14 protein-coding genes and 1 pseudogene are annotated in these 14,573 nt (G+C 57.4%); 3 read left to right on the forward strand and 12 right to left on the reverse strand.

What is annotated here, in order from left to right; translation table 11 throughout:
• Positions 1-1,058 (reverse strand): filamentous hemagglutinin N-terminal domain-containing protein (locus ACIPLA_RS22605; protein ID WP_401176083.1); only part of this gene is annotated, 1,058 nt, incomplete at its 3' end.
• 812 nt (positions 1,059-1,870) lie between these two features.
• On the opposite strand from ACIPLA_RS22605, the gene ACIPLA_RS22610 reads away from it, so the two are divergent.
• Complete coding sequence (locus ACIPLA_RS22610; RefSeq protein WP_401176086.1) at positions 1,871-2,263, forward strand: VOC family protein; 393 nt, start codon at positions 1,871-1,873, stop codon at positions 2,261-2,263.
• A gap of 362 nt (positions 2,264-2,625) precedes the next feature.
• Here ACIPLA_RS22610 and ACIPLA_RS22615 read toward each other — a convergent pair whose 3' ends face one another.
• On the reverse strand, positions 2,626-3,318 hold the full coding sequence (locus tag ACIPLA_RS22615) for a formyl transferase (protein WP_401176088.1): 693 nt from the start codon (positions 3,316-3,318) through the stop codon (positions 2,626-2,628).
• A 507-nt stretch (positions 3,319-3,825) separates the two neighbouring features.
• Between ACIPLA_RS22615 and ACIPLA_RS22620 the strand changes: the two genes are divergently transcribed.
• Complete coding sequence (locus ACIPLA_RS22620; RefSeq protein ID WP_183678331.1) at positions 3,826-4,044, forward strand: PLD nuclease N-terminal domain-containing protein; 219 nt, start codon at positions 3,826-3,828, stop codon at positions 4,042-4,044.
• Between the two features lie 132 nt (positions 4,045-4,176).
• Here ACIPLA_RS22620 and ACIPLA_RS22625 read toward each other — a convergent pair whose 3' ends face one another.
• Positions 4,177-4,599, reverse strand: coding sequence for an HD domain-containing protein (locus ACIPLA_RS22625; protein WP_401176092.1), 423 nt, complete (start codon positions 4,597-4,599; stop codon positions 4,177-4,179).
• Positions 4,600-4,614: 15 nt separating this feature from the next.
• Entirely contained in the window at positions 4,615-4,965 is a 351-nt protein-coding gene (locus tag ACIPLA_RS22630) for a hypothetical protein (RefSeq protein ID WP_218396572.1), read from the reverse strand.
• Between the two features lie 590 nt (positions 4,966-5,555).
• On the opposite strand from ACIPLA_RS22630, the gene ACIPLA_RS22635 reads away from it, so the two are divergent.
• Complete coding sequence (locus ACIPLA_RS22635; RefSeq protein ID WP_123495364.1) at positions 5,556-5,849, forward strand: fructose-bisphosphate aldolase; 294 nt, start codon at positions 5,556-5,558, stop codon at positions 5,847-5,849.
• Positions 5,850-5,891: 42 nt separating this feature from the next.
• Here ACIPLA_RS22635 and ACIPLA_RS22640 read toward each other — a convergent pair whose 3' ends face one another.
• From ACIPLA_RS22640 to ACIPLA_RS22675, 8 genes and pseudogenes are all read right to left on the reverse strand, one after another.
• Positions 5,892-6,314, reverse strand: a complete 423-nt coding sequence (locus ACIPLA_RS22640; RefSeq protein ID WP_401176096.1) for a hypothetical protein — start codon at positions 6,312-6,314, stop codon at positions 5,892-5,894.
• Positions 6,292-7,445 (reverse strand): annotated as a pseudogene (locus ACIPLA_RS22645) (polymorphic toxin type 44 domain-containing protein). The gene ACIPLA_RS22640 and the pseudogene ACIPLA_RS22645 overlap by 23 nt, the downstream one beginning before the upstream one ends.
• A 232-nt stretch (positions 7,446-7,677) precedes the next feature.
• On the reverse strand, positions 7,678-9,438 hold the full coding sequence (locus ACIPLA_RS22650) for an L-tyrosine/L-tryptophan isonitrile synthase family protein (RefSeq protein ID WP_401176098.1): 1,761 nt from the start codon (positions 9,436-9,438) through the stop codon (positions 7,678-7,680).
• A gap of 27 nt (positions 9,439-9,465) precedes the next feature.
• A complete protein-coding gene (locus ACIPLA_RS22655) occupies positions 9,466-10,182 on the reverse strand; it encodes an HAD family hydrolase (RefSeq protein WP_401176101.1) in 717 nt (238 codons plus the stop codon).
• Positions 10,182-11,177: an L-tyrosine/L-tryptophan isonitrile synthase family protein gene (locus tag ACIPLA_RS22660; RefSeq protein WP_401176104.1), complete on the reverse strand. Its 996-nt coding sequence runs from the start codon at positions 11,175-11,177 to the stop codon at positions 10,182-10,184. The genes ACIPLA_RS22655 and ACIPLA_RS22660 overlap by 1 nt, the downstream gene beginning before the upstream one ends.
• Before the next feature lie 180 nt (positions 11,178-11,357).
• A complete protein-coding gene (locus ACIPLA_RS22665; RefSeq protein ID WP_401176107.1) occupies positions 11,358-11,825 on the reverse strand; it encodes a GNAT family N-acetyltransferase in 468 nt (155 codons plus the stop codon).
• A gap of 300 nt (positions 11,826-12,125) precedes the next feature.
• Positions 12,126-12,674 (reverse strand): cupin domain-containing protein, encoded by a 549-nt coding sequence (locus ACIPLA_RS22670; protein WP_008011722.1) that lies wholly within the window; start codon positions 12,672-12,674, stop codon positions 12,126-12,128.
• A gap of 552 nt (positions 12,675-13,226) precedes the next feature.
• Entirely contained in the window at positions 13,227-14,525 is a 1,299-nt protein-coding gene (locus ACIPLA_RS22675) for an NAD(P)/FAD-dependent oxidoreductase (RefSeq protein WP_401176111.1), read from the reverse strand.
• Positions 14,526-14,573 lie beyond the last annotated feature (48 nt).

Here is a 14,573-nt window from a genome sequence, read left to right on the forward strand (position 1 = left end):
GCCGCGAGGGTTTGCTGGTTGGTCAGGTTGCCTTGGGTTTGCACGTTGACGGCGGTGCCGGCGTAGACCGGGCCGCGCGCATCGAGGCTGGCGGCTTTGACATTCACGATGCCTGTGGCCGACGTCTGCGCGAGGCTGAGATGCCCATTGGCATCGAGCTGGATATCCCCGCCACTGGCGGCCAGATTGCCATCGAGTTTCACCCCGACCCCGGCCTCGGTGCCCACCAGTTTGATCGCCCCGGCGTACATGCCACCGAGGGCCGAGGAGTCGATGGCCAGTTGCGGTTTGGCGCTGCCATCATCGGCGCGGGCGGTGGCGTTGAGGCTGTCGGCGTTGACGTCATTGCGACCGGCGACGATGGTCAGGTTCCCGGCCTGAATCTCGGCGTTGATCCTGGCGCTGCGGGTGATGATTTCGAAGCGGTCGACGTTGCTGGCATTCAGCCCGGTGCCGTCGATAGTGACGCTGCCCTGATCGACCTGGAAGCGATCCAGCCGACCGTTGTCTAGCACCGGTTTCCCGGTGGTCAAGGTCACGCGCGGGGTATTGATGAAGCCGCAGCCGTTGCAGCTGATGCCGTAGGGGTTCGCCACAATGACCCGCGCCGACTGCCCCGCCACTTCGGTGTAACCGCGCAACTGGCTCGGGCTACCGCCGACCACTTCGTTGAGGATGGTTTGTGCTGCGACCCGGTTGGTGAGATTCGGGTTGCCAACGATGATCCCGCCCAGTTGCGTGGCGCCGGTCTGGTTGGCGACGTTGTTGAGGATCACGCCCTGGGTGCCGACGTTGTAATCGTGGAACTGGTTATGCGACAGGCCGCTGCCGTTGGGCGTGGCGATTTGGATAATCGGTACACCGTTGCCCGCCTGCCCAAGGCTGGTGCCCGGCGAGGCCACCACAATCCCGTCCGCCTGCGCCCACATCGGCTGCCAAAACATGACGTTGGCCAACAGGAACGCCAACCCGGGCTTGGGCATGCCCCAGAAGTGCTCGCGGTTTTTGATGGCAGCAGAAGGCTGACCAGCCAGAAAGGCCAGTTGACGAACGTCCATGATTTGAATCTCGTTAAAGCAGAATTTAGAGGAAGACATCCACGCGGAAATAGATCGGCGCTTCGCGCTCGGCTAGCGCGTCAGGGACGATTTGGCGGACAAAGGCACAGCTAAATCGGGCACAGCCTCGTCACGAAGGCGGGTGAATGCATGTTCACCGGTGGCGAGGGAGACTGATAGCACAATAGTGGCGCGATATTATATGGCCATTATTCCGGCGTCAAATTGTGGATGCATTCGGGCAGGAAGATCAGCGAAGGTTCAGGACTGTTGCCCTTACGATTTGCGAGGGCATTTCGTGCCATGACTGTAGCAATGGCCTTCGAGAGACTTGAGCACGTATTGCGGGACGACGTACGTCAACAGGTGCATGTTTTTGTTGGAATAGATTTGGAGGGGATCCCTCGCAATCCCCCTTCCCGTCTAAGGGAGGAAACTTCCCAGTCGGCCCCGCACTCGTTTTGGTTGTGCGAAAAATCTTATAGCCCACCGTCTGCCTGGCTGACGTCATATCGACATCGATCACCATGACATTCGAGTGATTACCGTAAAAGGAATCCGGATCGATACACGACATCGTGGAAATTCCATTAGGCAGGGTGTGCGAGTGGTTCATGTTGTAGATCTGCTCGGGCCTAATGTTTGGGGTGTACTGGTTTATCGGGCTGGACATCAACTCATTGATCACCGTGCTTTTCTGCGTAAAAAACCGGCACTGAGTTGCGGTTTTTTACGCTTGAATCAGTCAAGCGAGTTGCCTCCAACTTCTGCTAGATTTGCCAGCCCAATGGCACGACAAGGAATGTTCGCACATGAAATTCGGCTACTTGATCATCTACGTCCCGGACGTCCCCACCTCACTGCAATTCTTTGAAACAGCATTCGGAATCACCACCCGATTCCTCCACGAATCCAACACCTACGGCGAACTCGAAACAGGGGAAACTGCTCTGGCCTTCGCCGCCGACGAACTCGCGGCGATGAACTTCAATACGGGTCACATCTCGGCCCACGCCTCTGTCAAACCATTGGGTATGGAAGTTGGCCTAGTGACCGACGATGTCGCCGCCGCCCACGCCAAAGCGCTGAACGCCGGCGCCACCGAAATAGCCGCCCCGCTCGTCAAACCCTGGGGGCAAACCATCTCCTACGTTCGCTGCCCGGATGGAACGCTGGTGGAGCTTTGCACTCCAGTTCAGGCTTGAGCGACAGGCAAACAAAGGAGTATCGAAACACCGGGACAGTCCACAATTTCAAAAATCGTTGAATGGAAAAATTGTGGTCTGCCCCCAATCCAAACCCCTACCCGATCAGCGTAGGAGCTGCCGAAGGCTGCGATCTTTTGATCTTAAGCTCCCAAGGTGGGTAATTGCACAGACTTGCCCACCCATTTGCATTCGACCTGACCAGTCATTTGCATCGGATTTGACCAGCACGATTCGTGGACATGACCGGCAAAGAACGACCCAACACAGACGTTGAGCGACGCCAACCTTTTGCGGCGTCGTTTTGAGCTTTTCAATGCTACAGCAACAAGGCCTCAGTAAGCCTTGCCGCCGTTCAGCTCTCAAGGAGCGCTTATCCGCAACGGAAATCCGTACGATTCGAAAAGATCCCAAACGTCCTCGCGATCGAAGAGCCGCCACCCCAGTGTCGTGAACTGCATCAGGTCATCCTCGCAGGGAAAGGAGTAGTAGGCCCCGGCAGATGGATCTTGAGACGTCCCCGTCATGGGCTCATCGCTCTCCAAGCGCCTGATTGCGTTCATGATGAGACGCGCGCCTGGTTGATAAAGTGAAAGGATGTGCCACAGCAAGGAGCGCTCCTTTTCGACTGCCACACGCGCAGTCTCAATGATGCGACCGACATCAATGCCGGGACTGTCGATCCAATGGAGAGTACAACCGATCTCAGGGTCCCCGTTCAGCAGCGCCCGGAAGGTCGCGAGAACACCTCGATATTGAGGCAAGAGGCCAGAGTGAAGATTGAGGACGCCGCGTGGCGGAATTGCCAACGCTTCATTCTTCAGGATTTGACCAAAGCGGATTGAGATGAACAGATCCGCTCCCGCATCCTGCAGCATTTGCAGGCCCGCAGGATCCCTCAAGCTGGGCAATACCCGCACAGGAACCCCAAAGCGTTGCTGCAGTTCTGCAAAACCGAATCGATGCCCGCTGCTAACCTGGTCGCTCGATCCGATTAACCCAGGAGCCAAGGCATTGAAGAAGTCCTGCTCGATCAATGCCAGTTGTCCGAGCATGCGTGGCACCTTCCTGCCCGATCCCACTCTCTCCGAGAGGAATATTCCCACTGTGCTCTCGTGAATCTCGGGCAACAGGAAATTGAGAGTGAGATTGCTCTCCACGTCCCTGTTCACCAAAAAAGCGATTCGCAACTTCAGACCTCCTCCGGCAGACCTGCCTTGAGATGCAGCAACGGCCAATTCAACACAAGCGGATCGATCCCATTTCCATTGTTTTGCCATGACGTATGGACGGAAGGCCCGAACTGCTCGATCAATTCCGGCATCAGACCTAGCATAGTTGCTATTTCGTCATTGCTACGCCCCCAGCAGCTCCTGGCCGTTCTCTGCCGATCATGGTTACAAAGCGTGCTGGTGAAATCCGATGCAATCGGTGGTCAGAACGAATGCAAATGAGCAAACGGGTGGTCAAGTGGAGTGCAATTGCGGTCCCAAGCCACCCCAAATTTAATGAACCCCGCCCCCACCCGTTCGCCTAACTGAATGACTATCAGGAGGTGACGAATGCAAATCGAAACAATCTGGATCGTGCTCGCAGCAGTACTTGTACTGATTGAGTTGTGGGCGATCAACAGGGTGCGAAAAGCCGAAGGCAAATCGAGCAACAAACTGGTGTGGATGGTGGTGATCGTGTTTGTGCCGCTATTCGGGCTGATCGCATGGGCCTTGGCGGGACCGAAGCACATTGCACAGACCCCGCATTCACCGCAGGCCAGACAATAACGTCGGACGGCGTGCGGTAACGATCTGCGAACTGCGCAGTTTCAAAGAACAAAGCCCTGATGATTTGGGGCTTTGTCGCTTCTGGCTGGAACACCTCCGGCACTCACGCCGGCGACGCGGTGCCAACACTCACTACGAACGCAACACCCCGATCGCCCGCCGATACTTCTCAACGCGCTCCAGATCCTCCCAGGACGGCTGGGCAATCCGCGACAAGTCGCTGTTCTCTTCCAGATCCGCCAGTTTCACCACCCGCCCGATCGGGTTCTGCGCCGCGCGCTCGATAAACTCTTCGTACAACTCATCCGGCACCTTGGTCACCGACGCAATCGCCATCAGCACCGTTTCGCTGAAGCCTTCCTTGCGCAGATCGTCAAAGCTGATGCCGCAGTCTTCGACCACGTCATGCAGCACCGCGACGATGCGCTCTTCCAGCGTGTTCACCCGCAACATGACTTTCAGCGGATGCAGGATGTAAGGCGCACCGCCCTTGTCCACCTGCCCCTCATGCGCCGCCGCGGCGATGGCAATGGCGCGTTCCAGTGTCTGACTCATGGGATTCTCCTCGGGTTAAACGCCGTAACGGCCGCTGAAATGAATGTTGCGCTTGGCGCCCTCAGCGTGGCGTTCGAGAATCATCGACACCAGCGTCGCCTGATCGACGCCAGGATGCCTCTCCACCACTTCAGCGACCCAGCCACAACCAGACTTCTGCAAATGCAGACGCCACTCACCCGGCCAGGCTTCAAGCGCCGACACCGCCAACCACGCCGCCCCACCCTGCTCGCAATGACCTCCACCGATGGACTGTTCGAAACAAAAAGGCGTGTCGGGGCGGGAAAGGTCGATGTGAAAGAGGTAAATGTCCTGGGTTTGGTGCTGTGGCGTGGGGGCGTTGTTGCGGCTGCCGATTTCGATCATGGGCGCGTTCCATCCTTGAATTCCCGTTGGCGTTCAGTCTACGACGGCGGCAGCGCAGAACGGAAGTCAGCGTACTCCACCACCGAAAATCCCGCGCCTGAACATTCGATGAAGGCACGGCGAGGATTTTGAAGTCCGAAAATCTCGTAGGAAATAACCGATTGTGGCGAGGGAGCTTGCTCCCGCTGGGCTGCGAAGCAGCCCCAAACCCTGCTAGCCCATTTCCTCAGACAAACCGTAACGCCCGGTTTTACTGCGTTACGACATAGAACGGGGAAGAGCCACCTCGCCAAAATGACAATTTTGGCGTCCTACAGCCCGGTTGCGGCTACCGAAATCGCTGCCTAGAGTGGGTCTGTCGCTGACATCAGTTGGCGATAGGGTTTCGCAGCCCTTAAGATTGACACCTTGTTCCGTCAGGCACGGCCGACTCCCGGCTGCGTATCGTTTTATGGCGGTTGTGCGTGGGAGACCTTCGGGTCTGCCGGGTCCTGGTGTTAATCCTCCGGTCTGCGAACCCGCGCATAGCTGCCACCCATTTTGTTTCGCAGCAGAACGGTGGCAATTCTACTTTTATTAGGATTAACACCATGACGACTCAAAAGCCGCTCCGCCACTACAGCCCCATGTCCCACTTCGCCACCGACCACCCCGTCCTCCTCATCGACGCCGACGCCCCGCTACGCGAACTCCACAACTGCCTCAGCGAACGCCTCAACGCCGTCCTCAAATACCTCAACCTCATGGCCTGCACCAGCCTTCCCGACTACGCCGAGCACGACATCAACACCGTCACCAACATCGCCCGGATCATGGTCCAGGATGTGAGCGATGTGTTTCGGGTGATTGAGCAGCGTGGGTTTGATGCGCCCAAGGGGCAGTAACCAGAGCCATAAAAAAACCCGCGTCATTGCGGGTTTTTCAGCTTATGGTTTTGCTACATCACCCTTGCACTGATCCAAGCGGTCTTCATCTGTCCCGACTCCTTTCTCAGTGTCGATGTTCCCGTTCAAATCCAGATAGATGTCAGTGTTTGGCCATTTTGGCGTGATGTACACACAATGATGGCGGCCCTTGTCACCCCACCAATCCAACTGCATGAAAAAGTCTTCGCCTGGAAATATAAGGCCGTTATCCGACGTACCACCTCCAGGCTGCATCCGTCCTTTGTATATCCGATGTTGCACGTTCCAGATGTACTTGAGCTCTTCCTTACCGTTCTCGGCGTAGTGAACGGTCACTGTCGGCTCAAGAATGGTCTGTCCTACAAAGAACAATACTGGAAGCAACGGAATGCACAACAACCATGCATATCCATATCGTCCTTTACTCGCATACGTGATCGTCAATCCCCTCTCCCCAGTTCTCTGGTGCTACTGCTAATACTTCGTCCATGATCATCTTTGCTGTTATCCCACCATTAGGGTATTCGTTGGCCAGCTTCACGCCGATACTGATCGATACCCTATCAGCAACGTCGTCCCATGATCGCAATTCCTCCATGGACTGGCTGTTGCGTGTGGGCCGGGCAGTTTCCAATTCTCTCGGGGCTTTTTTATCCATTCTTCGCCCTTCCTCAGGGTGTCCGAGGCGATTTGCTCAGCCCCGGCGCCATCCAACAACACGCTTTCAGACAGTCCGCCGATGATTCCGACATATCCATAATGGATGTTCGACCAGATATCGTAGAAGTACATGTACTTCCCCTGCTTGTGCCAGAAGGTGCCAAATAGCGCTTTCAGTTTGGGCTTGTGGTCCCACTCCTGATTCTGCCCAACTTTCTTAGTCCAGATCGCCGCCGCTGCAACTTTCTGCGCCTTTGCGATGCTGCCGTAATTTGGTGGTCCGCCCAGGCGAGCAAGCAATGGCAATTCCGCAAACTGTTTTGCCGCCACGTCGGAGTCATAGCCAATGAGCCTTTTCATCTCCAACACAGCCGGGTCGTGAATGTTGCGATTCATCTCACCGGCGATATAGCTGGCCAGCTCTTCCATTTGGTCGGGATGATTACAAACAACAGGCTCCGGTTTCTCGGCCTCCTGTTTCCTGGGTGCAGCATTCGGATCCACAAGTGCATTGGCAGCAGTGGCCTTCTCTGTCAGCCTCGGATCAGCCAACAGAGTGGCCATGCGTTCATCATCAACCGTGCCATCGGGGCGGATGGCTCCCAGCACAGCGAAGTTGATGATTGACGCACCGGGAACAGTCCCCATAAAAAACCCGCCGCCAACATCGCTTGACCCGGTGATGATCGTTCCGCCATGACTGGTAGGGCTACCCAAGTGAGCCATGGGACGCCCGTTCACTTGAATGGAGGGAAAACCAGTGGTGATGACCGCCCCACAACCACAGGTATCGCCTACACGAGCTGAACCCATGAAGTTGATATTCGTGTCAGCGCTGGCGGAGGCAATAGGGGTAGTACCGTGACCTGGTACAGGGCAGACGTGTTTGTCGCCCAGTCGTGCAGAAGAGATCATTCAGCCTTCCTTGTTCATCCTTGGGAAATCCCGGCCTGAGGCTGGGGCAGAATGACGTTACTGAGGAAACTGATCGCTGGCTGTAGGACGCGTCCTGAAATCTTTGCTTCGTTTTCCCGCTCCGTGTCGTTGCTGGGCAGGAAAGATGGAACGATTCGCGACTTCATCGCGCAGTGATGAGAAAAGGGTCTAGAAGAAGGCCCTGTCTCCAGGGCCTCCCAGACAACAACGATCAGTAAACCTGCACCCGCCACAACTCCCGCGACGAAGAACCCGCCGACATCGGCAACCGCCCATGCAGCGTCCGATAGTTGTCGATCAACACCAGATCACCTTCGCTCCATTGATGAGCAATCAGGCACTCCGGGTCATAAACCAGCGCGTTGACCTGTTCAAGAAGTGCCTGCTGACTCAACTCATCATGATCCTCGACTCTCTGGCTCAGGGTCTGCAGTGTCGAGTCGGTGCCCTCTTGGTAACGCAGGATCAGTTCGCCGCTGCGGGGGTGATGATCCACCAGGCTGTACATACGCGGTGAGCCACCGAAGTAGGTCATTTTGGTGTAGTAGGTGATGTTCACGTCCTGCCATTGTCGGGCGACTTGCTGGCCGACTTTGCGCAGTACGTTTCGGCTGTCGACGATGGTGGTCTGGCCCTCGCCCGGCTGCGGCGCGGTCTTGCAATACAGCATGAATTTGCTGGCGCAGAATTTCGGGTTGCGCTGAACCTGCGCGTCGCTGTCGGGCAGCATGTTCAGGTCCCAGTGCAACGGCGTTTTCTCCAGCGAGTGCACCACGCCTTGGGGTTTGTCCGCAGGCTTGACCACGTGCACGGCGCCGAAGGCCCATTCGTACAGCGCGCCAAAGCGTTCGCAGCTGCGAGCAAAACTGTCCTGGTCATCGAAGCGGCAGCCCTTGAGGCAGACGAAACCGAAGGTTTCCACCAGTGCTTCCAGCAGGCCCGTGGACAGTCGTTCGAAACCCAGCCCCAACGGGTCTCGCACCACCAGGCCAAACAGCGGCAGTTTTTGCAGTTCGTATTCGAAACCTTGGGCCTGCGGGTTTTCTGTTTGGTGGTAGAGCCATGGCCGCCCCTCAAAGGTGACCAGCACATGATGATCGAGATCGACCTGGGCGCGGGCGCGAAGGGTTTGGCTGCCATCGAGGTTGCACACCGGTACGGCGTGCCAGGGGCTGTCGACACGGGTCAGCCCTTCGGCCAGGCCGAAGGTGAATTTGGGTCCGGCATTGCTGTATTGATGGACCGACAAGCGAATGTCATCGCCGAAGAAACGATCCACTGCCGCATTCAATGCCTGCCCGCGAAACATCATTTGGTAGGCTTTGAAGTTGATTTGCTGCAGGTACTCGTCCTCGCTCTGCCCGTCTTCACGGCACAGCCGCAGGTCGTTGTAGAGGTGACTGCAGAGGTGGTCATGCGCCTGGCTGAGGGATTCATCGTGCCGGCTCTGCTCGATCAAATCCCCAAGGTTTTTCCAGGGCAGACGGGCCTGCTTGATCAGGCTGGCGCGAACCGACTCGGCACTTTGGGCCTGTGGGAACAGGTCTTCCATGCTGACCCACTGAATCGTATGGGTGGTGCACAGGTCACGCAAAGCCCGGTTGTAGGTCTCGCGAACGTCGTCGGCCACGCCGACGATGTCGTTGAACGTCGTTCCGTCACTGAGGATCGAGACCACACAACCCGGTGCGTGCAGCGCGGCGATGGCTTGGCCGAGTTGGTCGAGGCGCTCGATGGCGATGACCTCGCCGTAGTCCGGCAGCACGCCGAATGTCTGGTCAGTGGCGTTTGGCGACTTGCAGGGAAAACCTGGCAGCACCAGACGCACCGGCAGGCCCTGATCGAAGCAGTGCCCCAAACGTAACGCGAGATGCGCTCTGCCTTGTGTGTCGAAACAATCATCCGTGCCTTTGAGCAGATAACCCGCGAGCAAATCGCTGACGGCAGCGATCCAGGCGTCTCTATGTTCCATAGAACAACTTCCTTGAGAGTGTGTGTATCAATAGGATTTAACGGTGTCGCCATGCTCGGTGAATGCATGCGCCGTACCGCAGACTTGCTGCAGAATGCGCAGCAATCCGGCCGGCTGTTCGCAGCAGAAGTTCGGGGCCAGGGCCTGCAAGTCAGGTGTCAGGCCATAGCCCCAGTTGACCGCCGCCGAGTACATGCCTGCAGCACGGGCGGTCTTCAGATCGATCTCGGTGTCACCGACGAACAAGCAGTGTTGCGGATCAACCGACAACCGTCGGGCGGCTTCCCATGCCACCTCCGGCTGAGGTTTGAGCGCCCTGCCCGTGCGGTGCCCCAGAATCGTCCCGAAGGCATTCTGCGGAAGCAGCGCATCGGCTACTTGCAGGGCCATTTCCTCGGTCTTGTTGGTGACGATAGCCAGCGGCACTTGTAACTGGCGACAGCCTTCGAGCAAGGCAAGCACACCGCTGAACGGCCGGGAAAATTGAACCAGGTTGTTTTGGTAGAGCGTCACATAGCGCTGGTGCATCGCGGCCCCATCGGCAATGCCAAACCCCGTGGCGACCTGCTCGATCATCGCTGTGACCCCACCGCCGATATAACCCCGCACCGTTTCCGCTGTCTGCGCCGGGCAACCGTGTTCGAGCAACACCTGGTTCAGGCACCAGGTGATGTCAGGCAAGGTGTCGACCAGGGTCCCATCCAAATCGAAGAGTACGGCTTCGACCCGCAACCGAGACGCCATCATTGAGCACTGGCGTAGTGACAAGGACGCCCCTTGCGGAACACCAAGCGGTGGTAGCGCTCATCGACATTGCTGCGTTTTTCGAGGGTGACCACACCCCGTCGCTTGATCGCCACCGAATGCCAGGGTGTGCGCCACAGGTCACTGGTTGGCACCAACCGGATACCGATTTTCGTCGACACCGCCAGTTGCGGGTGAATCGACAGGCGCAGGCAATGCGGGTAGCGCGCCTGTAACAGCGCACTCCAGGCTTCACTGCGCTGGATCACCCGCTGCGAGGCAGGCTTGGCGATTTTCTTCACCGCATTAAGGCTCATGCCGGCGAATACTTTGAGCCCCGAGTAATCCTCGGAAAGGAAGCGATGGATGCCGCAGTACATCAACATCATGTGCGGATCATCCTTGAAACGCTGCTGCAACAAGACCAATGACTGGCCGTGCTCGATCATCATCTCCTCACGCATGGCGTCCAGACAATCAAGCGGAGGATAGGCATCCCGCAGATCGAAATGGGCGAACGTGCCGGGATAGTGCTGTTCGGCGTAGTCCTGGATAGCGTCGGTGTAGGCTTTGACGTCCGCATCGGGAACATGCACCAGGTCAGAGAACACATAGCCATCGGAGCAGATATGAATCAGCGCCCCCGGTGCGTAGATCTGCTGGATCTCATTGCACAGGCGATGTAACTCGTCGATGGCATGATGTTCGGCAAGATCGGGCAGATGGCTGAGGGTTTTCTTGCGGCTGGGCGACTTGCCGGGAAAGGCCGGCAGGACCATTTCGACCTTGCGACCGCTCTCGACTGCTTGCATGACCCTGGTCAGATGGGGTTCCAGCACCTGCAACGAAAGCTCGTGATCCTGCCCCGGGGCAAGGCTACGACGTCGAAACAGGCATTCGAGAATTTGCTGGGCAATGTTCATGTGCGCGTTGTTCTGACGCTCGTGCACCAGCTGACCGCACACCTGTTGAGCAACGGTGTTTGAACCCTGCATAGACAATCCCTTGTGTGGTGAATAACGGCCATTTTTTGGCCGTCAGCAGATATTCCTTACCTGCGGGCGGCTAAATTCCTACAAGTCGTTACGACTGTCAATCGTGGCAATCAGGAATATTGCGGGCTGCACGAGCCCCTCCGGGTCTGCCGTCGGTGAAGCTATCAACCAATGCCAAGCCTACAAAAGCGCTTTCACCATCGGCACACAAGCCAGCTGAAGCCCGGAGGGCGAATGGTAAATTGCTGGTTCGTGACCAACGAAACCGCAGCGCCGGTAAAAGTCAGCGGCGTTTAAAGTGGCGTCCAGATTGACTTCCCTAAGCCCCAAATCCCGCGCCAGGCATTCAAGGTAGTCCAAGACTCTCAAGCCAATGCCACGTTGCATAAAGCTCGGGAGCACAAAGATTGCGCCGATTTCACTCTTCTCCAGATCAAGCATTCCTGTCGCCACCGGCTCACCCTGAATACAGCCCAGATAAAAGTGTTTATTCATCAGGTCGCTATACCCGTCCTTGGCCGCTCCTGCCGTCCAGGCCAGCATTTGCTCCGTGGTATAGGCACCGACGCATTGATGCCGTATCGCTTGAAGGCGAATGTCGAACGCCGTTTGGGCATCGTTGTGCGTGGCGCGTCTAATCTCGAACATTTCATTCTCCATTAGCCATCGGTAGACGGAGAACTAAAAAGCCCCGTCCATTTCTGGCGGGGCCTTGGGTGATTACGTCAAATCCTGTGAACGTATGACCTCATGGCCCGCCAGAGGCGGTCATGGAGGAGCACATCATGTTCATGCGGCGTATGTAGGTCATGGGCTGATAGTGTTTTGGATGATTCGGGTTGTCAATCGTAGAGCGCAATGATGAGGAACAGTCCTCGGATTTACGACTGCTTCGCCGCCGAACGCAGCCTTCGGCAGCTGCTACAGGTTTGATGTTCGCTATCGATATCAGAAGTTCGCTGGGGTGTTGGCGCTGATGATTTCCGCCTCATCCGCCCCAATATTGCGAAACCGATGCGGCAGCGTCGTCGGAAAGTAATACCCATCCCCAGCATTCAGCACACTGATCTGACCATCAACGGTGAGTTCAACGGTGCCACGGGTAACGAGCCCACACTCCTCCCCCTCAGCATGCACGATGGGTTCTTCACCCGAACTCGCCCCAGGCGCGTATTGCTCGCGCAAAAGCCGCATCTGCCGGCTCGGCACCGAAGCGCCGATCAGCAGCAACCGCAGCCCATGACGCCCGAGATCCGGCTGTTCATTGGCGCGGAACACGTATTGGTGCTCGCGGGGCGGTTGGTCGAAGGTGAAGAAGTCCGCCAAAGACATGGGGATGCCTTCGAGCAGTTTTTTCAGGGAGCTGACGGAGGGACTGACGCGATTCTGTTCGATCAGGGAAATGGTGGCATTGGTGACGCCGCTACGCCGGGCCAGCTCGCGCTGGGACAGTTTGTAGCTTTCGCGTACTAATTTGAGTCGTGAGCCCGTGTCCATGACAGCCTTATGCGAAGAATACTTAAGGGGTAATGGGGGTGGGTGGCGGGCGACTGGTGGCCGCGGATTACGCCGTTTCCCGTCCCGGAACCGTGAAAGGCGGGTATTAAATCACGTTTGTTGGTGTTGCTCAGCAGGTTCGATAAACGGCTATGAAAAAAGCCGGCGGGCCCCTGATGCCGGTCGATCAGGTGCGGGAATTGTGGGAGCGGGCCTGCTCGCGATGGCGGTGTGTCAGGCAGCATTGATGGCGGCTGATAGGGCCTCATCGCGAGCAGGCTCGCTCCCGCAGTTTGGTCCCGGTTGATCCACCAATTCGGTGTTCGGCTTAGATCTCTGTGGGAGCGGGCTTGCTCGCGAAGAGGCCATCACATTCAACATTGATGGCGACTGACCTACCGCTTTCGCGAGCAAGCCCGCTCCCACAGTTGATTGGGGTTGTTCAAAAAATTTGTGTATGTCACCAAGCCCACTTCCACAGGGTTGTGGTGCCTGCTATGACGGGCATTGGCCGGCGGCACATTTTTGGGATGGCCGCCGGCAAGGTTCTACTTAGATACCAAACCGGTCACGCAGCGCGTAATACGCGGCGCCCATGGCGGTGAGCGGGGCCTGGAAGGTGCGGCCGCCGAGCATGGGCATGTGCGGCAGGGAGGCGAAGGCGTCGAAGCGTTCGGCGTCGCCGCGGATCATTTCCGAGATGAGTTTGCCGGCCAGGTGCGAGCAGGTGACGCCGTGACCGCTGTAGCCTTGCATGTAGTAGGCATTTTTCTCGATGCGGCCGAATTGCGGCATGCGTGACATGGTCAGCAGGAAGTTGCCGGTCCAGCGGTAGTCGATTTTCACGTCCTTGAGTTGCGGGAAAGTCTTGAGGATTTTTGGTTTGATCAGTTGCTCGATGTCGTCCGGCTCACGGGCGCCGTAGACCACGCCGCCACCGTACAGCAGCCGGTTGTCGGCGGTGAGGCGGTAGTAGTCGAGCAGGTAGTTGCAGTCTTCGACGCAGTAGTTGTTGGCGATCAGGCTGCGGGCGACTTTTTCGGATAACGGCTCAGTGACGACGATTTGCGAACCGCAGGGCATGCTTTTGCGCGTAACGCGGTTGTCGAGGTCTTGAGGCAGGTAGGCGTTGCCGGCGATCAGCAGGTACTTGGCCCGTACCACGCCTTTGGCGGTGCGCACGGTGATCGGCTCGCCGTAGGTGATTTCCACGGCGGCGGATTGTTCGTAGATTTTGCCGCCCAGGCGGATGATCGCGGCTGCTTCCCCGAGGGCCAGGTTCAGCGGGTGAATGTGGCCGCCCTGCATGTCGAGCAGGCCGCCGACGTAGTTGTCGCAACCCACTTCGCGCTTGATGTCAGCGGCGTCGAGCATTCTCAGGTTCTTGTTGCCATAGCGCTCCCAACTGCTCTTTTGCTCGGCCAGGCCGTTGAGTTGCTTTTTGTTCAGCGCTGCGAAGATGCCGCCGGGGCGGTAGTCGCACTGGATGTCGTACTCTTTGATGCGCGAACGGATGATATCGGCGCCTTCAAAGATCATGCTGCCGAGCACTTCGGCGGTTTTGTCGCCGTAACGCTCTTCAATCACATCGACGTCGCGGCTGTAGGAATTGACCAGTTGGCCGCCGTTGCGGCCGCTGGCACCGAAGCCGACTTTGGCGGCTTCCAGTACGGTCACGCTGTAGCCCGCTTCGCTGAGGAACAGCGCCGAGGACAAACCGGTGTAGCCGGCGCCGATCACGCAGACGTCGCAGTCCACCAGTTCTTCCAGAGTTGGGTAATCCCCGGTCTGATTGCGGGTGGCGGCGTAGTAGCTGTTTACATGCTTTTGTTTAACAGAGTCTTGTTTCATAGGTTTCTCCGATGACCGCAAACGCTCGCCTGCGACCGTCGCTGTAAA

Origin of the sequence: Pseudomonas sp. NPDC086112, from assembly GCF_044746425.1 — a bacterium.
Lineage (GTDB): Bacteria > Pseudomonadota > Gammaproteobacteria > Pseudomonadales > Pseudomonadaceae > Aquipseudomonas.